The sequence below is a fragment of the Mycobacterium sp. IDUB_5 genome (assembly GCF_055419565.1).
Genome location: NZ_JBVAXX010000008.1, coordinates 39,293 through 60,376 on the forward strand (window position 1 = coordinate 39,293; position 21,084 = coordinate 60,376).

15 protein-coding genes are annotated in these 21,084 nt (G+C 67.8%); 5 read left to right on the top strand and 10 right to left on the bottom strand.

Translation table 11 applies throughout. The features are described 5' to 3' along the window. Position 1: 1 nt before the first annotated feature. From ACZY1G_RS24680 to ACZY1G_RS24695, 4 genes are all read right to left on the bottom strand, one after another. Positions 2-1,357: a hypothetical protein gene (locus ACZY1G_RS24680; protein WP_463823872.1), complete on the bottom strand. Its 1,356-nt coding sequence runs from the start codon at positions 1,355-1,357 to the stop codon at positions 2-4. Then, positions 1,354-2,556 carry a CHAT domain-containing protein gene (locus ACZY1G_RS24685; RefSeq protein WP_463818006.1) on the bottom strand — a complete coding sequence of 401 codons (1,203 nt, stop codon included), beginning with the start codon at positions 2,554-2,556 and terminating at the stop codon, positions 1,354-1,356. The genes ACZY1G_RS24680 and ACZY1G_RS24685 overlap by 4 nt, the downstream gene beginning before the upstream one ends. Beyond that, positions 2,547-4,127, bottom strand: coding sequence for a hypothetical protein (locus tag ACZY1G_RS24690; RefSeq protein WP_463818005.1), 1,581 nt, complete (start codon positions 4,125-4,127; stop codon positions 2,547-2,549). The genes ACZY1G_RS24685 and ACZY1G_RS24690 overlap by 10 nt, the downstream gene beginning before the upstream one ends. Before the next feature lie 76 nt (positions 4,128-4,203). Next, on the bottom strand, positions 4,204-4,689 hold the full coding sequence (locus ACZY1G_RS24695; protein WP_463818004.1) for a lipoprotein LpqH: 486 nt from the start codon (positions 4,687-4,689) through the stop codon (positions 4,204-4,206). Positions 4,690-4,809: 120 nt separating this feature from the next. On the opposite strand from ACZY1G_RS24695, the gene ACZY1G_RS24700 reads away from it, so the two are divergent. Next, positions 4,810-5,976, top strand: a complete 1,167-nt coding sequence (locus tag ACZY1G_RS24700) for a winged helix DNA-binding domain-containing protein (protein WP_463818003.1) — start codon at positions 4,810-4,812, stop codon at positions 5,974-5,976. On the opposite strand, the gene ACZY1G_RS24705 is transcribed toward ACZY1G_RS24700, so the two are convergent. Further along, on the bottom strand, positions 5,939-6,826 hold the full coding sequence (locus ACZY1G_RS24705) for an SDR family oxidoreductase (RefSeq protein WP_463823873.1): 888 nt from the start codon (positions 6,824-6,826) through the stop codon (positions 5,939-5,941). The genes ACZY1G_RS24700 and ACZY1G_RS24705 overlap by 38 nt on opposite strands. Before the next feature lie 72 nt (positions 6,827-6,898). Here ACZY1G_RS24705 and ACZY1G_RS24710 point away from each other — a divergent pair, with 72 nt between their 5' ends. Then, complete coding sequence (locus ACZY1G_RS24710) at positions 6,899-7,837, top strand: LysR family transcriptional regulator (RefSeq protein ID WP_463823874.1); 939 nt, start codon at positions 6,899-6,901, stop codon at positions 7,835-7,837. On the opposite strand, the gene uvrA is transcribed toward ACZY1G_RS24710, so the two are convergent. Continuing rightward, entirely contained in the window at positions 7,834-10,737 is a 2,904-nt protein-coding gene (uvrA, locus tag ACZY1G_RS24715; RefSeq protein ID WP_463818000.1) for an excinuclease ABC subunit UvrA, read from the bottom strand. The two genes, ACZY1G_RS24710 and uvrA, sit on opposite strands and share 4 nt — an antisense overlap. Positions 10,738-10,875: 138 nt before the next feature. Here uvrA and ACZY1G_RS24720 point away from each other — a divergent pair, with 138 nt between their 5' ends. From ACZY1G_RS24720 to budA, 3 genes are all read left to right on the top strand, one after another. Then, entirely contained in the window at positions 10,876-11,565 is a 690-nt protein-coding gene (locus ACZY1G_RS24720; protein WP_463823875.1) for an MBL fold metallo-hydrolase, read from the top strand. 84 nt (positions 11,566-11,649) lie between these two features. After that, on the top strand, positions 11,650-13,368 hold the full coding sequence (gene alsS, locus ACZY1G_RS24725) for an acetolactate synthase AlsS (protein WP_463823876.1): 1,719 nt from the start codon (positions 11,650-11,652) through the stop codon (positions 13,366-13,368). A 33-nt stretch (positions 13,369-13,401) separates the two neighbouring features. Beyond that, a complete protein-coding gene (gene budA, locus ACZY1G_RS24730) occupies positions 13,402-14,199 on the top strand; it encodes an acetolactate decarboxylase (RefSeq protein WP_463823877.1) in 798 nt (265 codons plus the stop codon). Here budA and ACZY1G_RS24735 read toward each other — a convergent pair. The 4 genes from ACZY1G_RS24735 to ACZY1G_RS24750 all read right to left on the bottom strand — a co-directional run bounded on the left by ACZY1G_RS24735 (position 14,196) and on the right by ACZY1G_RS24750 (position 21,030). Then, positions 14,196-15,386 carry an FAD binding domain-containing protein gene (locus ACZY1G_RS24735; RefSeq protein ID WP_463823878.1) on the bottom strand — a complete coding sequence of 397 codons (1,191 nt, stop codon included), beginning with the start codon at positions 15,384-15,386 and terminating at the stop codon, positions 14,196-14,198. The genes budA and ACZY1G_RS24735 overlap by 4 nt on opposite strands. Beyond that, positions 15,383-16,747, bottom strand: a complete 1,365-nt coding sequence (locus ACZY1G_RS24740; protein ID WP_463823879.1) for an MFS transporter — start codon at positions 16,745-16,747, stop codon at positions 15,383-15,385. The genes ACZY1G_RS24735 and ACZY1G_RS24740 overlap by 4 nt, the downstream gene beginning before the upstream one ends. A gap of 35 nt (positions 16,748-16,782) precedes the next feature. Continuing rightward, positions 16,783-18,276 (bottom strand): aldehyde dehydrogenase family protein, encoded by a 1,494-nt coding sequence (locus tag ACZY1G_RS24745; protein WP_463823880.1) that lies wholly within the window; start codon positions 18,274-18,276, stop codon positions 16,783-16,785. Between the two features lie 123 nt (positions 18,277-18,399). Continuing rightward, entirely contained in the window at positions 18,400-21,030 is a 2,631-nt protein-coding gene (locus ACZY1G_RS24750; protein ID WP_463823881.1) for an alpha/beta hydrolase fold domain-containing protein, read from the bottom strand. Between the last annotated feature and the right edge of the window lie 54 nt (positions 21,031-21,084).

Sequence of the window (21,084 nt, forward strand, 5' to 3'; positions counted from 1 at the left end):
TTCACGACGCCATGCCCTCCGCACCGAGCATCGCCTTGATGCGTTGCCGGTGATCCAGGCTCACCGAACGGGCGACTCCGTCGAGGAGCGCACGCACGTCCTCGGCATCAGAGCACGGCTCCTGCCAGACGTCGCGACCGTGCAGTCGCGCCCACAGCCGGTTCAGGTAGGGCCGGCGGAAGGAGGCGAGCTCGTCGATGACCTGCTGCTGGCGCGGATGTACCGCAGCGCCGTCGGCCAGGTAGCGGCGGGCATGCAGGACATAGGCCTCCTTGCGCAGCCGGGCCTGGACGCGCGAGGACAACCCGTACCGGGGGCACGCGGTCGAATCCAGCGGTGCCAGATCGGTGGCCACCTCGATACCGGCGAGCAGCGTCGCCTGCTTGTCCTCGCCCAGCAACCCCCACGGCGCGGCCGCTCGGTCGACCTCCTCGGCGCACAGCAGCGCGATGTCGGGCAGCTCGTCGCGATCCATACCGCGGCGCAGCGTCGCGCGCACCCGATCCACCACGCTGCGGTCCAGCGGTCGTTCCCCCTCGACCCGCGTCGGCCGCGTCACGGCCGGACAGCGTTGCGGCTCCGCCGACGACAGCCCCAGGTCGGTCAACGACCAGGGCAGGTCCGCGCCGTCGACGCGGGCTGCCGCACCGAGGTTGTAGGGGGTCATGTCGTCGACCAGCGCGGACCACACCCGCGACCGGGCCGCGCCCGCGTTGTGGCCGGCGGCATCGGCCAGCACCGTCGACAGACCCGCCAGGAACGGCGCACTGGCGCCCCGCCCGGGCAGGACATCCCGCCACGCCCGGTCGAGTTGCTCGTCGAGCTCCGCGACGACGGCCGGGTCGGCGACGTGACTGTTCAGCAGGTCGATGGCCGTACGGTCGCGCTCGGCGTGCACGTCACGCAGCACGCGTTCGGCCTCGGCGGCGTCTGCGGGCCCCGCGGTGACTGCGAGCTCGTAGCAGACCGGGAAGTACAGCTCCTGAGCGTTGCCCTGGGTGATGCGCAGCCGGCGGCGCTCACGCTTGAGGAGGTCGAACCACGCGGCGGTGTGCTGCAGTGTCTCGCCCTGCTCGACGATCGCACCGTGCATCTCGGCGGCGACCTCCGCGGTGACGACGGGCGCGGAGTAACGCGTGTTCACCCGCAGCCGCAGAACCAGCGGGTCGATGATGCGTTTCACGGTCCGGGTCAACGGCGCGCCGTCGTCGCCGCTGAGGCATTCCACACCCGGGCCGATCGCCCTCCAGGCAGCGTCGATCACCGCGCGGCGCGGTTGCCGCACGCCCACCGACTGCCCGGCTTCCGCGCTCACGCGAACAGAATAGGAGGTGAGGTGGCATTCCAGGACGCTCATCGCGCACCGTCCACGGCGAAGGTGACCAGCGCGGCCCAATACAGCGGGCTGGCCGTGCCGTCGCCGGCCCGCCAGCGGGCCAGCTGAGCGCGTTGCCACGCGTTCACCGCCCGGCCCGCTTCCGACGCATCGTGGGCGGTGTCGACCGCGACCACCACATCCCCCATCGGGTCGGCCGATTCGATTGCCGCACTGCAGAATCGGCGGAATCCGGCCGTCGTCGGCAACGACCACAGGGTCGCGGTGACCAGCACGGCGCCGTTGAGGATGAGGGCGGCCACCAGCCCGGTCGCCTCGTCGAACCGGTAGTCCCCGCCCGATGCGCAGGCCAACAGCGCGACCCGTGCGGGCATCGGCAGCGCCGCGGCCATCAGTTCCCCGGCGCTCAGCGGGTCAGCCTCGGCGAGGTGGATCGCCGCCCTGTCGGCGTGGCCGACGTCCCCGTCTGCGGCCGTGGCATGGCCGACGTAGAGCAATCGGCCTGGTTCCCGTCGCAGCTGTGCGGCCAGCCAGCCACGGTCGGCCTCCGCGCGGCGGAACAGCTCGAGCGCGGAGCCTGCCGCCGGCAGCACCTCGCGCCGGGTCATCAGCGCGGCGAAATGGCGGGCCACCGGGGTCTGCGGGTCCGGCCTGCCCAGCACCGAGCCCAGCGCAGAGTCTGGCCGCTGACCGGGCACCCGCGGGTCCAGGACCAGCAGCGGCGCGCTGTCGGGCCGCCACGGTGTCGGCCGGCGAGGTGCGTTAGCGATGTTCGGTGGTGCTGCCAGAAGGATGTCGACGAGGTCGATCAGGCGCCGCCCGTCGGCGGGCATCGCGAGGACCGACCAGGGCACCTGAGCCAGTCGTGAGGTAGGTGCCGCGAAAAGGACGGCGCCCGGTTCCGCGGCGGTGTCGACGAGCAACCGCCACGCCGCCTCGGGCATGAGGTGCTCGCCGAGCACCTCAGCCAGGTGTTGTTCGGCCGTCTGGGACGCGAAAGATCCTGCGGTGACGGCTCGTTGCACGGCGTCGGCGATACTCTCCTGGGGACGCGGGTCGGGCAGCGCGTCGGTCAGCAGATCCCGGACGGCGCCCATCGCAGCCTCGTCCATCACCCACGTCACGGTGCTCGCCGGCCTGCCGACCACACGGAGGCTGGCGTAGGTCGCGACGCCTACGTCGGCGTAGCGCAGCAGCAGATGGTCGGCGGTCACGGCCATGTGGACCACTCACCCTCCGCGGCGATGACCTCGCGGCCGTAGCGGGCCGCCGCGAGATCCCGGTACCGGTGCAGCACCAGGTGGCCGTCGGGGTCCATGCGCAGCGGCGGCAGCGCGCCCAGCCGGGTCAGCGGGCCTGCACCGACCACCGCACCACCCGAAGCGACGAGGGCGTACTCCTCGGCCTCCTCGACGGGTACCGTGGCCGTGGCGGTGTCCGCCCATGCGGCGGTCTCCGCTTCGGGAGCGATGAACGTGCCACGGGCGCAGTGATATTCGATCAACTCGCTGACCAGTTCCGTGTTGCCCCACTCCCACGCGACGGCGAAGGCACCCGCGAGCATGCGGGAGGAGACGTAGGTGGCCCAGCGCATGCGGGCGTCGGCGTCGGCGATCGAGTACCGCACCGAATCGACCGCCAGGGCGGCAGGGATCTTCAGCTCGGCCGCTTCCGCCAGTTTCTGCTCGGCGGTCGCGGGGTCGGCCTGGGCCTGGGCGCGCAGCAGCGTGCCGACGTGGTCGTCGAGGCGCGCGTACTGCAACCAGCTGTGCCGGGGCCAGGCGTCCAACAGCGCCCTGGCCTCCTCGACTCGGGCGGCGGCTGCGGCGAAGTCACCGCGAAAGATGTCGACCCAGCTGCGCTGCAACAGGATTCGATGGATGTGCAGGGGCTTGCCGAGTTCGCGCCAGTGGCGCTCGGCGTGGCCGAGGCGCTCGTCGGCGTCGTCGTAGGCGCCGACGGAGATGGCGATCAACCCGAAATACAGCCAGCAGCGGGAGACGTCGTGGGCCCGAATGTGTTCGGCGATGGCCGGATACGCTTCGTGGACCAGTTCCTGGGCTTTCGGCCGATCCCCGGCGGCCCACGACGCGGTCGCGCGCTCCAGCTGGGTGCGGGAGGTGGCCAACCGCCAATTGCGCGCCTTCGCTCGTGCTCCGGCCCTGCGCAGCCACGGCTCGGCTTCGGTGAGCCGGCCCGTTTCGACGCAGAACCGCCCGTAACCGGTGCCCGCGAGAACCCGGAGCGCATCGGAGTGTTCGCTGCCGTCGCCGGGACCGTCGACGGCGTCGAGCACCTGCTGCCACAGTGGCAGGGACTGCACGTGCAGATCGTCGTCGCACAGCGCGACGGCGCAGAGGATGCGCGCATAGGTGATCAGGTAGGCGTGCTCGGCTGCCAGCTCCTCGAACATGCCGGCCTCCTCCATCAGTGCCTCTAACGCCGTTGCGGCCGCTTCGTGTTCGCCGTGCGCTGCGGCGTGTCCGGTCTCCAGGAACAGCGCGCGCCGCGTGTACCGGCAGATCATGCGGGCGATCTGGGGATCTGGTGAATCCGTCGCGACGTAGTTCTGGAGGCAGTCCCGGATTCTCGTGACGGCCTCGGTGACACCGGAATACGCGGTCCGCACGAGGTAGATCTCTCCGAGCTGGGCGAGGACCTCGAGCGCCAGGTCGTCGCGACCGGCGTTCTCGACACGCGGCAGCAGGGACAGCAGCAGCTCTTTGGCCGCCTCCTCGTCGGCGGCGAATGCGAGATGACGAGCTTTGTCGAGATCTTCCTCGATCGTCATCGCGTCATCATAGGAAGCGGCGGGCGTGCGGGGCACGCCCGCCGCTCGATCCGGCATCGTCGTGGCTGCAACGGTCTCAGCTGCAGGTCACGGTCACCGTGAACGGCTTGGAGAGCATGCCGGCCATCGGATTGCTCATGTCGGCACCCACCGCCTCGCCGGTGATCGTGTACCGGTTGCCGTCGACCTTGACCTCGGCCGAGCCGCTCTTGGCGCCCATCGCGTTGGCTACGGCCAGCGCATTGCCGTCGACCACCATGCCGAGCGATTCGACCACCGGGGTGGCCGCGTCGGTCATCACGACACCCAAACCCTGCTGACCGCCGATCGCACCGCTGGCGACCGTGATCTTGCCGCCCTGCTTCACACAGGTGACGGAGTTCAGATCCAGGCCGGCCAGATCGGCCCCGTCGACCTTGACCTCGGTTGCGCCGCCTTGCGCCACCGCGGAGGTGGCTGACTGGGAGCTACCGGGCGCGGGGGTCTCCTTGTCGCTGGAGCAGCCCACCAGCATGGCGGTGCCCGCGGCCAGACCGATCACGCCTGCGACAATTCGCTTCATCGTTGTCATTCCCTTCGTCGTACTCCGCCTCGTTGGCGTCGTGTGAGAACAGTGAAATGGGCGGACTGAGCTACCGATCCCAACTTCGGTGTCGGACGGGGCGACTACGGTCGGGAGACGATGCGCACCATCACCGTCGAGCAGCGCCGCGCCCGTCTCGCGCACCGGCACATGCTGAGTCCGCCTGCGGCAGTCGGGGCGTCGGTGTCCGACGTGACCGAGCGCCTGGTGGCCCTGCATGCCACCGACCCCGCGACGCCGTACCTGTCGCTGTGGGCCCGCCTGCCGGGTTTCGTCCACGACGACGTCGACGCTGCGCTGTACAGGGACCGCTCGGTGATCAAGCACCTCGCGATGCGCAGAACACTGTGGGTGGTGCGGCCGGAGGACCTGCCCGCGGTCCAGGCGGCGGCCAGTGACCGGGTGGCCGCCAACGAGGCACGGCGATTGGCCGCCGACGTGGAACGCGCCGGCGTGGCCGCCGACGGCGCCGCCTGGCTGCACACCGCGTGCGCTGCGGTTGTCCGCCACCTACGAAGCGAAGGCCCCTGCAGCGCAAAGGAACTGAGAGAAGCGCTGGCCGAACTGACCGGCACGTACAACCCCGCACCCGGGAAGGCCTACAGCGCGCAGGGCCATGTCGCGCCGCGGGTGCTGACGGTGCTGTCGGCGCGCGGCCACATCATGCGCGGCCTCAACGACGGTGGGTGGCTGACGTCACGACCGCGATGGACGGCCACCGACACGTGGCTACCGGGCCTCGACACCGCCGCCGACGCCGACACCGCGAGTGCGGAGCTGGTGCGCCGCTGGCTGGCGACGTTCGGCCCCGCGACGCTCACCGACATCAAATGGTGGTTCGGCACGACCCTGACGTGGGCCCGAAAAGCGCTGTCCGCTGTCGACGCCGAGGAGGTGCGGTTGGACGGGAACACTGGGTTCGTCCTACCGGAGGACGTGCACGAGCCAGACCCTGAGCCGTGGTGCGCCCTGCTGCCGTCGCTGGATCCCACGACGATGGGCTGGTTCGACCGGGACTGGTACCTCGGTCCGCACAGGGCCGAGGTGTTCGACCGCAACGGCAACGCCGGTCCCACCGCATGGGTGAACGGCCGCGTCGTCGGCGCGTGGCGTCAGGACGACACTGGGCGCGTCGAGCTGGTCCTGCTGGAGAAGGTGGGCCGCCGGGCGACCGCGGCGCTCGAGGCCCGGGCCGCGGAGCTGACCACCTGGCTCGGCGGTGTTCGGGTCAGCCCCCGGTTCCCGTCCCCGGCGTCCAAGCGCTGACAGTGCCGTCGAGGAATGCGTCGCGGTGGCTGGCAGCCCAGTCGCCGAAGGTGACGGCCGGCCGGCCGGTGATCGTGGGCACTGCCTGCGTCACCTCGGCAGGTTCGGTGACTTCGAATGCCCACTGCGCCATCAGCAGATCGAGGTACTGCGGCGGCAGCACCTGCCCGTAGAGGGCACGGGCGTGCGCATCCGTGAGCACCGTGATGCCGATGGACTCGGAGATCGCGCGGCCGATGAGGCCGACTTGCTCCCGCATCGTCAAGGAGTGCGGTCCGGTGAGGACCACCTTCTGCCCGTCGAGCCGTGAGGTGGTGAGGGCAGTCACCGCGACCTCGGCGATGTCCTCGTCGGCGATGGGCGCCTGTTGCGACTCGGGGAAGAGCAGCCCGACGCGCCGATGCTCACGAATCTGGCCGGCCCAGAAGCGGATTGCATTGCGCGCGAAGGCGCCCGGACGCAGGCACACCGTGGCGAAGCCGCCGTCGATGGCCGCGTTCTCCACGGCGAGGTGACGTTGCTTGTTGTATTCGACGAACCGCTCCGTGCGTGTGGTGTCGATGGTGGAGAGCACGACGACCTTCTGGACCCCTGCCGCTCTCATGTGCTCGACGAGTTCGGGCAGGACGTCCGGTCGGGCGAAGCTGACGAGAAAGACGGCGTCGACGCCCTCGAGTGCGGGGCGCAGTGTCTGCGGCTGATCGAGATCGCTGGGCACCGCCTCCACCGCCGACAACCGCCGGCGGTCCGGCCGGCGGCATGTCGCGCGCACCTCGACATCGGTGTCCCGCAGTTGGTCGATGATCATGGAGCCGACCCCACCGTTCGCCCCGGTCACCAGTACTCGCATCGTCGTGTCCTTTCCGTCGTCCCGACAACGACGGTAGGAACAGCGAATCATCAGCGCCAATCATGAGTGGTGATGTGGGACATTCATCTGATGAATCTGTCCGGGGTGGATCTCAACCTCCTCGTGGTCCTGCACGCGGTCCTCGAGGAGCGCAGCGCCACCAGGGCCGCGGCGCGCCTGCACCTGACCCAGCCCGCGGTGTCGAACGCATTGGCGCGACTGCGGGTCCTGCTCGACGATCCGCTGGTGGTGCGCACGGGCCGCGGCCTCACCCCCACTCCCGCCGCCCTGGCCGTGCAGCCCAGCCTCGACGAGGCGCTCCGCCTCGTGCAGGGAATCGTCTCGGGCCTCGACGTATTCGATCTGGCCACGACGACCCGCGAGTGGGTGATCGCGTTCGCCGATCTGTACGGCCCCCTGCTGTTGCCGGGACTCGACCGCCGGCTGCACGAGCAGGCTCCCCACGCACGGGTGCGGGTGCAGGCGCTGGACCGGATCAGCATCGCGGATGCCCTGGCCAGCGGCGAGATCGATGTGTACATGGGCATTCCGACGACCACACCGGCGGCGTGGCGTTCAGAGCCTGCGTTCACCGACGACATGGTCGGCGTCATCGCGGCAGAACACCCCGACGCCGCCGCCACGATGACGCTCGAACGGTTCGTCGGCCTCCCCCACGCCAACGTCCGGATCAGCGCGGGGCGCGGCCGCGAAGTGGACGACGAGTTGGCTCGTCTCGGCCTCACCCGGCGCGTCCGGCTCACCGTGGCGCACTACAGCTCTCTGTTTCCCGTCGTCGAGAACGGCCACTGCATCGCCGTCGCTCCCCGCCGCCTGGCCGAGTACCACGCCCGCACGTCGGCGATCAGCCTCTTCGCGATTCCGCTGACCCTGCCGACCTATGACGTTCGAGTGTTCTGGCACCCGCGGGCAGACAACGACCCCGGCATCACGGCGTTTCGTCGGATCCTGCACGATGTCCTCGCTGCAGAGCCCGAGCCGATGGTCTAGGCGCTGACCTTTCTGCGGCTGCGTGCCTTCGGTTTCGGCTGCGCCATGCCCAAGGTCTCGGCGAGGAAGTGACCGGTGTAGCTGTCCGGATCGGCCGCCACGTCCTCGGGCGTGCCCGTCGCGACCACAGAGCCGCCGCCCGAGCCGCCTTCGGGCCCCATGTCGATGATCCAGTCCGAGGTCTTGATGACGTCGAGGTTGTGCTCGATGACGATGACCGTATTGCCTTTGTCCACAAGGCCGTTGATGACGGTCAGTAGCTTGCGGATGTCCTCGAAGTGCAGACCCGTTGTCGGCTCGTCGAGGATGTAGATCGTTCGGCCGGTCGAACGCTTCTGCAGCTCGGAGGCCAGCTTCACGCGCTGCGCCTCACCGCCTGACAGCGTCGGCGCGGGCTGCCCGAGCCTCACGTAACCCAGGCCGACGTCGACGAGCGTCTTGAGGTAGCGGTGGATCGAGCTGATCGGCGCGAAGAACTCCGCCGCCTCCTCGATCGACATGTCGAGCACCTCGGCAATCGTCTTGCCCTTGTAGTGCACCTCGAGCGTCTCGCGGTTGTAGCGCGCGCCCTGGCACACCTCGCACGGCACGTACACGTCCGGCAGGAAGTTCATCTCGATCTTGATCGTGCCGTCGCCCGAACACGCTTCGCAGCGGCCGCCTTTGACGTTGAACGAGAACCGGCCGGGCTGGTAGCCGCGCACCTTGGCCTCCGTCGTCGCGGCGAACAACGTTCGGATCTTGTCGAACACGCCCGTGTAGGTCGCCGGGTTCGATCGCGGCGTCCGGCCGATCGGTGACTGGTCCACCCGCACCAGCTTGTCCAGATGGTCCAAGCCGTTGACACGGGTGTGCCGTCCCGGAACCAGGCGGGCGCCGTTGAGCTTGTTGGCCAGCACCGAGGCCAGGATGTCGTTCACCAGAGTCGACTTCCCCGACCCGGACACTCCCGTCACCGACGTCAGCACGCCGAGCGGGAACGCGACGTCGATCTCGCGCAGGTTGTGTTCGCGCGCCCCGACGACGGTCAACTGACGCTTCTTGTCGGGCACCCGGCGCATCGTCGGAACCTCGATCTCCTCTGCGCCTGACAGATAGGCGCCAGTGATCGACTTCGGGTTCTTCAGCAAGTCCTTGTAGGTGCCGCTGTGCACGATCTGACCACCGTGCTCGCCGGCGGCGGGACCGATGTCGACCACCCAGTCGGCGTGGGCGATGGTGTCGAGGTCGTGTTCGACGACGATCAGCGTGTTGCCGAGGTCCCGGAGCCGAACGAGCGTGTCGATGAGCCGGCGGTTGTCGCGCTGGTGCAGGCCGATCGACGGCTCGTCGAGCACGTACAGCACCCCGACCAGACCCGACCCGATCTGAGTGGCCAGTCGAATGCGCTGCGCCTCGCCACCGGACAGCGTGCCGGCAGCGCGTGACAGCGACAGATAATCCAGCCCGACGTCGAGCAGGAAGCCCAACCGGGACTGGATCTCCTTGAGCACCTGCCCGGCGATCGCCGCCTCACGGGTACCGAGCGTGAGCGCGTTGAGGAATGCGGCGCAGTCGGCGATCGACAACTCCGCGACCTCGGCGATCGACTTGGCGCCGTACTCACCGGCCGTCATCGTCACGGCCAGGATCTCGGGCTTGAGGCGGGTGCCGTGACACTCGGGGCACGGCACGTCGCGCATGAAGCCCTCGAGGCGCTCCTTCATCTGCTCGGAGTCCGTCTGCTCCATGCGGCGCTGCAGGAACGCCAGCACGCCTTCGAAGTCGGCGTAGTAGGACCGCGTACGGCCGTAGCGGTTCTTGTACCGCACGTGCACCTGCTCGTCGCACCCCTCGAGGATCGCTTTGCGCGCCTTGGCCGGCAGCTTCTTCCACGGGGTGTTCACGTCGAATCCGAGCTGGTCCCCCAGGCCTGCGAGCATGCGGGTGAAGTATTCCGCGGTGTGCCCCATCGACCACGGGGCGATCGCCCCCTCGGCCAGCGTCAGATCGGGATCGGGCACCACGAGGTCGGGATCGACCTCCTTGCGGATGCCCAGGCCGGTGCACTCCGGGCACGCGCCGTACGGCGAGTTGAACGAGAACGACCGCGGTTCGAGGTCGTCGACGGCCAGCGCGTGCCCGTTGGGACACGCCAACTTCTCGGAGAACCGCTGCTCGCGATGCGGATGATCGTCTTCACGGTCGACGAATTCGAGGACGACGATGCCGTCGGCCAGGTTGAGCGCGGTCTCGACCGAGTCGGTGAGCCGCTGCTTGGCCGACGCCTTGACCGTGAGGCGGTCGACGACCACCTCGATGTCGTGCTTCTCCTGCTTCTTGAGTTTCGGCGGATCCGTGAGCGGATGGACCACGCCGTCGACACGGACGCGGCTGTAGCCCTGCGTGTTCAGCTTGTCGAAGAGGTCGACGAATTCACCCTTGCGGGTCCGCACGACCGGCGCGAGGACCTGGAAGCGCAACCCCTCGTCCATCGCGAGCACCTGGTCCACAATCTGCTGCGGCGTCTGGCGCGCGATGCGCTCCCCGCAGACGGGGCAGTGCGGCGTACCGGCGCGGGCGTAGAGCAGACGCAGGTAGTCGTAGACCTCGGTGATGGTGCCCACGGTCGACCGCGGGTTGCGGTTGGTGGACTTCTGGTCGATCGACACCGCCGGCGAGAGGCCTTCGATGAAGTCGACGTCGGGTTTGTCCATCTGTCCGAGGAATTGGCGGGCGTAGGCCGACAGCGACTCCACGTAGCGGCGCTGGCCCTCGGCGAAGATCGTGTCGAATGCCAGCGACGATTTGCCGGACCCCGAAAGCCCGGTGAACACGATCATCGCGTCGCGCGGCAGATCCAGATCGACGCCACGCAGATTGTGCTCCCGGGCACCCTTGACAACTAGGCGGTCAGCCACGGTGTCCTTTCCCTCCGAGAAGAAGACGTGCCCGATGCGTCCTCTGGACGCAGTACAGACTCATGCTAAGTCGACCCACCGACAGGTTTCACCCGGCGGTGGCGGCGCAGGTCGCGCAGCGAAGTACCGTGGGTCACCATGACCGTCGTCGACGACAACTACACCGGCCACGTCGAGGCGCGCACCGCGGCGCGGCGCACACTGCCCGGCGCGTCCATCGTGAAGGCCTCGGTGGGTCCCATGGACAACAACGCCTACCTGGTGACCTGTTCCCGCACCGGCGAGACGCTACTCATCGACGCCGCCAACGACGCCGAGATCCTTCGCGGCCTGATTGCCGACCACGCGCCGACCCTGTCGTTGATCGTCACCACCCACCAACACCAGGACCACTGGATGGCGCTCGAAGAGGTGGCGGGCGCCACCGGCGCCCCCACCGCAGCGCACCGGCTCGACGCCGACCCGTTGCCCGTCACTCCCGAGCGCGTCCTCGCCGACGGCGACCGCATCGACATCGGCGACCTGCACTTCGACGTGATCCACCTGCGGGGCCACACGCCCGGCTCGGTGGCCTTGGCGCTGCGCGGCGCCGACACCGGCCAGGACGGGCAGGACCGCGTGCACCTGTTCACCGGGGACTGCCTGTTCCCCGGGGGCGTCGGCAAGACGTGGAAAGAGGGGGACTTCGAACAGCTGCTGGGAGATGTGAGCAGCCGGGTCTTCGACGTCTTCGCGGATTCGACCGTCGTGTACCCAGGGCACGGCGACGACACCACCCTCGGGACCGAACGCCCACACCTGGACGAGTGGCGCGAACGCGGCTGGTGAGCCAGCGCGTGCCGAGATCGGGTCCAGCTGTGCTCAGTCACCCGACTGATGCACCGGCGACTCACCCGCGTGCACACTCACGGAATGTCACACGGCCAGGACAACGTCGCGACCGTTGAGACACCGCTGACCGGTTCGGCACCTCCGGTTCGCGCCGCGCAGAGCATTGCGAAATTTCTGCAGGACAACGGCGTGCAGTACGTCTTCGGTGTTCCCGGCGCGAAAATCGATGCGGTGTACGACGCTTTGGTGGACGTCGACATCGACGTAGTGGTGTGTCGTCATGAGCAGAATGCGACGTTCATGGCGGCGGCGATCGGCCGACTGACCGGGAGACCAGGAGTGGTGCTGGTGACCTCGGGTCCGGGGACGAGCAATCTCACAACGGGACTGTTGACGGCCACCACCGAACAGGATCCGCTCGTGGCGATATGCGGTGCGGTACCGCGGGCTGATCGTCTCAAACGCACCCACCAGTCGTTGGATGCTGCGGACCTGTTGGCGCCGGTGACGAAGTTCTGCGGAGAAGTGGACGCCGCGGAGAACGTCTCGGAGACGTTGGCCAACGCCTTCCGGGCCGCGATGGACGAGCCGTGCGGCGCCGCGGCCGTCGTGCTGCCCGCCGACGTGGCCGCCGAAAGGACCACCACACCGGTAGTGACGGCGTCAGCCGTCCCCCGGTTGGGTCCGGCTACCGCGCAGGACATCGAGGATGCTGCCGCGTTGATCGCCACCGCCACGCGGCCGGTGCTGCTGGTCGGTAGTCGCGGCGCGTCACCTGCGGCATGCGCCGCGATCCGCGAGGCCATCACCGGTTCCGATCTTCCTGTGATCGAGACGTTCCAAGCCGCGGGGGTCATCTCGCGGGATCTGGAGAACCACTACCTCGGCCGGGTGGGTCTCTTTCGCAACCAACCTGGTGACGTGGTGGTGGCGCACGCCGACGTGGTGGTGGCTATCGGCTACGACCCGGTGGAATACGATCCCGCTCAGTGGAACTCGGATGTGAAGCGGCCAGTGATCCACATCGACTCGGTCATCGCAGGTATCGACAACCACTACCGGCCTGCGCTGGAGCTGCGCGGTGACATCGCAGCGACAGTGCGAGCGCTCGCCGCGACGTTGCGCCAGGTGTCGTTGGCCGACGATGCCGCCGCCGCGGTCGACGAGCAGCGGCAGCGACTCGCGGCGATCGACGACGAAGCCCGGCGTAGGCGTCCGTCAGACGCGGGTCTACCTCCCGCAGCGGTGGTGCTCGCCCTGCGGGAGCACCTTGCCGATGATGCGACCATCACCTGCGACGTCGGGTCGGTCTACATACACATGGCCCGCCACTTCCGGGTGTACCGGCCGCGTCATCTCCTGTTCTCCAACGGCCAGCAGACGCTCGGTGTTGCTCTTCCGTGGGCGATGGCCGCTGCGCTGACCCGCCCTCACACGCAGGTGGTGTCGATCTCTGGCGATGGCGGATTTCTCTTCTCCGCACAGGAATTGGAAACAGCACACCGGTTGGGGCTGACGCTGATCCACGTGATCCTGCGCGACAACACCTACGACATGGTCGGGTTCCAGGAAGTCCTCAAGTACGGCCGAAAGTCCGGCGTGCAACTCGGCGATTACGACGTCGAACACTTCGCCGCCGCGTTCGGCGCACGGGGTCATCGGGTGTCCACGATGGCCGAATTCCGTGCCGCGCTCGAGACGGCGACCGACCACCGCGGGATCTCGATCATCGACCTGCCCGTCGACTACAGCCACAATCTGGAATTGGCCGCCGATCTCGCCGATGACCCTTTCCACTGAGCCCCCACCGACCACAGCATCAGAGGAAACCCGATGCCTCGCGATCACGACGATCACGCCCACGGCGCACTGGTCCGGCTCGCCGAGTCCGTTCACCACCGCCTGACGGTCCGCCGCCAGAGCCCCCACACGGTATTCCAAACATCAACGATGGCAGCGCTTCTCGCGGGTGTGTACGACGGAGACGTCAGCATCGCCGAGCTGCTCGAGCACGGCGATTTCGGTGTGGGTACGTTCAACCACCTCGACGGAGAGATGATCATCATCGACGGCGTGTGTCACCATCTTCGCTCCGACGGATCGGCCTCGCGTGCCACCGGAACGGAATTGACACCCTTCGCCGTCGTGACGTGGTTTCGGCCGCAGGTGTCATTCACCGTGGCGAGACAAACCACACGCGCTGAACTGGCTCAGATGGTGGCGGAGAAGATCACCAGCAGAAACGTGGTTCATGCGGTGAAGGTCCGCGGTCGATTCAGCGAGGTGCGCACCCGCACGGTCGCACAACAGGACAAGCCCTACCCACCGCTGACCCAGGCGACGCGAGGCCAGGCCGAATCGATCGTCACCGACATCGACGGAACGTTGGCGGGCTACTTGACGCCGGACTACGAGCAGGGCATCTCGGTCGCCGGATACCACCTGCACTTTCTCGCTGACGACGAGCACAGCGGCGGGCACAGCCTCGACTTCACCCTCGAGTCGGGCACAGTCGAGTTGGACACCGACGACGAGATTCAGCTGAGCCTGCCTCGCACCGAAGCATTTCGGCGCGCGGCGCTGTCGACGAGTTCGGTTGATGCTCAGGTACGTCAAGCAGAGGGTGGCTAGCGGCCGGGCCCGTAGAGGCCGAAGCGTAGGGCGGGATCATCGGGAACCCAGGTGTTGGTGAACTGGGAGCGTTCGGCCATGGCGACGACACGGCGCAGCAGTGCCTCGCTGAGCTGCAGCTGCGCCGGTTCCCATGTGGCGAGGGCCGCGGCGACGTCGCCGCCGGCCTCGCGCAGTGCTGCCGCCAGTGCCCAACCGTCGGCTGCTGCCTTTGCGGTGCCGGCCGCAGCGTGAGGCCGGGTGGCGCACGCCGCGTCTCCGATCAGGGCGACCCGTCCCTGCGCCATGCGGGTGGAGCGCACGTCGGACAGAACTTGCAGGTACGGGGTCCGGGTGGATGTGACCACTTCCGCGACCGCGGGGGCCAGAAGGTCAACAGCGTCGCGCTTCATCTCTGTGATGTAGCGGTCCTGGACCTGGCCCGGGTGCACCGACACCGCGCCGGAGATGCCGCGCTTGTCGATGAGCATTTCGGTGAGGTCGGGGCCGGCAGGGACATTGCGGTACCAGACATAATTCATCAGCCGATCGTCGAGGCTCACGCTGTTCTCACCGGGGATGGGGTACATCGTGATGTGCGAGTGCGGTATCACGTCGTAGGTGATGGCGTCGCGCAGGACCTCCTGGGTGGTCTGGGCAAGGTCGCTCAGGGCGACGGTGCCGCGCCACCCGATGTATCCGGCGTAGCGCAGTACCGCGTCGGGATCGAATCGTTGTCGCGCAACCGATGTCACCCCGTCGGCGAACACGATGAGGTCGGCCGATTCGGTGCGCCCGCTGACGAATCGAACGGTGGCGCACTGATCGCCTTGGCTGAATCCGCAAGCGAATTCGCCGTAGTGGTAGTGCTCGGCGCCGAAGTCGGCCAGCAAGGCCCGGTAGAAGGTGCCCCATGAGGTGTAGGTCCAGGTGCACTCTTCGCGGTAGCGACGTTCCCCGGTGCGGTCGAGATATTGCACGTAGTTGGTCGCGGTGCTGAGGTCGGCGATGTCCTGGGTGCTGCGTTCGGTGAACCAGCGTGTGGTGTCGGGTTGGAGCACGATGCCGCTGCCGCGCCCGTCGAGTGCGGTGGATGAGCGTTCGTAGACCTCGACCTGAAATCCGAGGTCTCGCAGCAGCAGTGCGGTGGTGAGGCCGCCGATCGAACCGCCGACGACAATGGCCGTGCCGTCGCCGTGATGGGTCATGACGGGCCTTTCTCGGAGGAGGGCGTGCCGACCTCGTCGTGAGAGGGGTCGACCGGCAACGTGTGGCCGCGGGTTTCGCGGGCGAATGCCAGGCCGATGAGCGCGACCAGCCCGAGGGCGGCGACGCAGGCGGTGGCCAGGCCGAGGTTGCCGCCGAACCACGAGGTGGCGATCGCGCCTGCGGTCAGCGGGCCGAGAGCGGTGATGTAGCGGCCGACGCTGTTACAGACCGCCAGTGCGGTGGCGCGCACGCTCGGCGGGAACAATTCGGGACCGTAGATGAACGTGCCCGACAGTGCGCCGAAGAGGCCGAATCCCAGAAGTGGCATGGCGATGAGGAATTCGGTGTAGCTGCGATCGAAGGGGAAGGTCCAGGCGACCATGATCGCCGACACCACGAAGCTCATCAGAAATGTCGCGCGGCGTCCGACCGCGTCGGCCAGGAAACCCCAGGACGCGTAGCCGACGATACCGCCGGCATTGAACAGCATCGCGGCGATGGCCACCCGATGGTCGGCGACGTCACGGGTCAGCTGTTCGGCGGCAGAAATCTGGCGCAGCATCTGCGGATACCAGGTGGTGACGCTCCAGAAGGCGATGAGGGCACCGGAGGCGAGCGCGGTGCACACCAGCATGGGCCGCAGCAGCGGCGGTTCGAACAATCTGCGAAGCACGAACCGATCCGCGGCGGTGTCGGTGCCGAGTCGCTTCCGCTCTCGACGTGCGTTCATGTGAGATTCGATTTCGGGGGGCTCGGGCACATAGCGGCGGATGAACCACACCAGCAGGGCGGGGAGGCCGGCCAGGAACAGCATCGCCCGCCAACCATGGTGACCGAAGAGTGCGTAAGCGCCTGCAGCAGCGAAGAATCCGGCCGCGTAGCCCGACATCATGATTCCGCACGCGCGGGATCGGTAGCGGTTCCGCCACGTTTCGGCGATCAGCGCGGCGCCGACGGGCGCCTCGACACCACTTCCGAGTCCGGCGATGAAGCGCAGGATTCCCAGCTGCCACCAGGTGTCGGCGAAGGCGGCCAAGGCGCTGAACACGGCGTAGGTCACGATGCCCATCGACAACACGCGAGTGCGTCCGAAGTAGTCGGCAAGCAAGCCGAACAGGATGCCGCCGGTGGCCCATCCGATGAGGAACAAGGCCACGGTGAGGCCACCGTAGTAACCGATTGCGGAGGGCTCCACCTGAACCCCGCTGCGCGGCAGGAGTTCGGTCATGGCCGGTCCGAGGACCAGGATGTAGAGGCTGCCGGCGAATCCGTCGAGGCCCCAGCCCAGGGTGGTGCCGGCGAGCACCAGCCATTGCGTTCGGGTGATCTCGCTGCGCCACCCTGCGTTGGGTGTGGTCATTGTTCTCACCTTCTGTTGTGACTGAGGCGTTTTCATCAGTTCAGCCGTCCCTGTTCGTGTCCGCCGTACCAGTCGACGGGTTCGGCGGAGGTGCGCGTGACGATGGTCTTGATCCAGGAGAAGTCGTCGAACGACTCAGTGCCGGCGTCTTTGCCCATCCCGGATTCCTTCGTGCCACCCCACGGCAGTGACGGTTCGAGGCGATGATGATCGTTGATCCACACCATGCCCGCGGTGATGCGCGAAGCGACGCGGTGGGCGCGTGCCACGTCGAGGGTCCACACGCCGGCGCCGAGGCCGTAACGATTGTCGTTGGCCATCGCGATCGCATCGGCTTCGTCGTCGAATGGGATGACGACCGCCACAGGTCCGAAGATCTCCTGCTGGGCAACAGTCATGTCGATCGTGGCATCGGCCAGGACGGTGGGTTGCAGGAAGAAGCCATCGCGCAGCGAGGCGGGCAATTCAGGTACGGCCCCGCCGGCGGCCAAGCGGGCCCCCTCTGTGATGCCGATCTCGATGAGATCGGTGACCTTGTCGCGTTGGCGAGCGCTGATCACGGGACCCATCTGGGTATCGGCCGCAGTGGGGTCACCGATCCGAATGCTGGAGGCGCGGTGCGCGAGGGCGGCGACGAAAGCGTCGTATATGCCGCGTTGCACCAGGAACCGTGAACCGGCGACACAGGATTGGCCGGCAGCGACGAATGCGGCGAATGCCGCACCCTCGGCGGCGTCGACGGGGTTCACGTCATCGAAGACGACGACGGGTGTCTTGCCGCCGAGTTCGGCTGTCACACGAGCAAATCGCGCGGCAGTGGCGACGGCGGCGGCTCGTCCCGCCTCGGTACCGCCCGTCAGGGTGATCTTGGCGACATCGGGGTGCTGGGTCAGCCGAACTCCTGCTTCGCGAGCACCCGTGACGACGTGGAGCACACCGTCGGGAAGACCAGCCTCAGCAGCGATCTCAGCGAGCGCCAGCGTCGTCAGCGGGGTCAGTTCGGAGGGCTTGACCACCACGGTGTTGCCGTTGGCCAGTGCCGCCGACAGACTGCGGGCAAGGATCAGCAGCGGATGGTTGAACGGGGTGATGATCCCGCACACGCCCAGCGGTATCCGCTGCTGGTAGGTCAGGTGCGGACCGTCGCCGGGGAGGACGGCCCAGCGTTGCGCGGCGAGGAGTCCGGCGTTGTAGCGAAACCACTCTGGCACGCGGGACAGTTGAGCGCGGGTCTCGGTGATGGGCCGTCCGTTGTTCAGGGCTTCGAGCGTGTAGAGCCGTTCCGCGGAGGCTTCGACAGCGTCGGCAATGCGCAGCAGGAGGCGGGCGCGTTCGCTACGTGTCATCGCCGGCCAGGGTCCGGACTGGAAGGCGGCCAGCGCGGAAGCCACGGCATCGTCGATGCCAGAAGCGCCGTGCTCGGCCACAGTCTGGATGGTGGCTCCGGTGGCAGGGTTGACGATGCTGCGGGTTCCCGGCGTCGACGTCACCTCGTGCGGGTGTGTCGTCTCGTTCACGGTGTGGGTCATGACATGAGTGTCGTCACAGTGAATGCGGTTCTCAATGTCTCGGCTGACACTACTTGGGATGCTGGTATGTTCCCGACGACATATCGATCGCATTCCCGAGCTGCCACGGTGCGCCGACCGTCGTCACCGCGCTGATACCGACGCAACTGCGGCGTGCACCGAGCTGATCGCACTGGAGCCCTCCCCCACCGCTGCGGCAACCCGCTTGATCGAACCCGATCTCACGTCACCGACCGCCATCACCGCGGGCAGGCTCGTCTCGAAAGGCAACGGGCGCCGAGAAAGCGCACCCCAGCGGGGACCAAGCGCGTCGTCGGGTATCTGCGCGTCGGTGAGGATGAACCCGTGATCGTCGAGGGCGACGCCGGTCAGCCAGCCTGTGGCGGGCGCGGCGCCGATGAAGCAGAACAAGCCGATGCAATCGCGACGGTCGACACGGACACTGCCGTCGTCGAGGGTGGTGGTCGTGGTGATCGCCGCGAGGTGGTCGGCGCCGTGCAATCCGGTGATCTCGGTGCGAGTGTGCACCGTGATCCTGGGATGGGCCAGGATTCGATCGGCGAGGTAGGCCGACATGCCCGCGGTCAGTGACGTACTGCGTATGCATATGTCGACCACGCTGCCGCGCTCGGCGAGAAACAGTGCAGCCTGCCCTGCCGAGTTCGCTCCGCCGACAACGGTCACCGGGGAGGAGGCACATGCGCGTGCCTCCAGTTCCGTTGCAGCATAGAAGATCCCAGCTCCCTCGAAGTCCGACCACCGATGCAGGGGCAGCGATCGATACTGCGCGCCGGTCGCGACGACGACCGCTCGTGCGGTGATGACGCCGCCATCGGCCAGTCGAACCTCGATGCCGTCATCGGCGCAGTGGATGCCGGTGACGCGGCGAGGGGCGTCGATGCGAGCGCCGAACTTCTGTGCCTGAATTGCGGCGCGGCCGGTGAGGTCGGCGCCGCTGAGACCGGAGGTGAACCCGAGATAGTTCTCGATGCGGGAGCTGTTGGCCGCTTGACCTCCCGGCGCGACAGAATCCAGCACCAGCGTCCGCAGCCCCTCCGACGCACCGTAGACCGCAGCGCCCAGTCCTGCCGGGCCCGCTCCGATCACGACCACGTCGACATCGGCATCATCGATCTCGCGATGAGTGAAGCCGAAAACATCAGCCAGGTGAGCGGGTGTAGCGCGGCGTATGACCATGTCGGCAGTCATCACGGCAGGGAGATCGGCTGCGGTCAGCGCGGCGTCGCGGGCCAACCGGACACCTGCCTCGGAGCGGAAATCGCTCCACGTGAAAGGCAATTGGAGGCGGTCGAGGTAGGTGTGCAGGGCCAGCGCGCGTGCTGACGGAGCGCCGGCGAGGATCTCGATGGTGCCGGCCTGCCGAGTCAGCAGGTTCTGCCTGCGGGCCACCAGGGCCCGCAGGATGACATCGGATAGGTCGGGTTGCTCGTCCATCAGACGGCGGAACTGCAAGGGGTCGATTCGCACGACCGTGCCCGCGGTGGACACGCGGCCGTCGAAGTAGGTGGCTTGACCGGTGAGCAGATTCAATTCCCCGCTGAACTGACGAGGTCCATAGTGTGCAACCACCTTCTCCGGCGTGTCGGAGATGGCGCGCCGGACCACTTCGATCGTGCCCGTCTGCACGAGGACCATGTCGCAACCGGCTTGGCCCGCCTCGAACAACAATTGGCCGGCGGTGACGTTGTGTCTAGTTCCATAGCTGCTCAACACTTTCCACTGGTCGTCAGTGAGAAGTGGGGCGGCCGGGTTGTCGCCGGCTCGCGCCGAGCAACCCAGCGCCACCGCCAGCGCCGAGGTCGTCTGCCGAAGCGCGGCCACAGCTGCAGCGGTATCGGCCAATGCATCCAGTGCGACGAAGTCGTGGATGGTGCCGCCGTAGCGCACCGAGGTGGTGGGAACACCGGCATGCCGCAGCAGGGCGGCCAATGCCTCTCCGTCATCGCGGACCGGGTCGGCTTCGGCGGTGATGACCAGCGTCGGCGGCATGCCGACGAAGCGGGCGTGACCGGCACTCAGCAGGGACGCCTCGTCGCCGCTCGGGTCGTCATCGCCGGTGTGGTGCTCCCACCACCGTTTCACGGTCTCCTCGGAGAGGAGGAATCCGTCGGCGAAGTCCCGATGCGACGGTCCGCTGCGGCCGGGATCGGCCAGTGGACACACGAGCGCAACGTAGAGCAACTCGAACTGTCTGCACTGCAACGCTTTTACGGCGACCGCCGCCGCGAGCGTGGCTCCGATCGAATCTCCGACAAGGGCAATACGGGTCGGATCGATACCTCGTGGGGCGCCGTGTTCGGCCACCCATCGGCACACCGCGTGAATCTGCTCGACGGTGCGCCGACTGCTGGTCTGCCAGGCATCGCCGTAGTCCGGGCAGACCACGGTGGCGCCGGTGTGCACGACCAGATGGTGCACCAGTCGGTCGTGGATGATCGCCGCTCCGGACATCAGTTCCCCGCCACGCACGTAGACGATGGCCGGCACCGGGTCGGTGATGGCGGTGGGTCGCACGATGCGCACCGTGATTACCCCGGAGTCTTCGCAGTCGACGACGCTCCACTCCTCATGGTCGGAGTCGACGGCAGCCCGCTGCTCTCCCGACGACGTCGAGTCGCCGGACAGCAGCGCCTGCACTGCGGGGTCGAGTCCTGAGGTGCTCACCTGACCGGCCATCGGATGATCCCTTCGTCGAGTCGGCTCCACCTTCTCCCAGGCAGTCGAGGCTGCCATCAGTCGGTTGACTGATGACAATGGTTGGCGTGCGGGCCTTTTGAGATGTGCCCG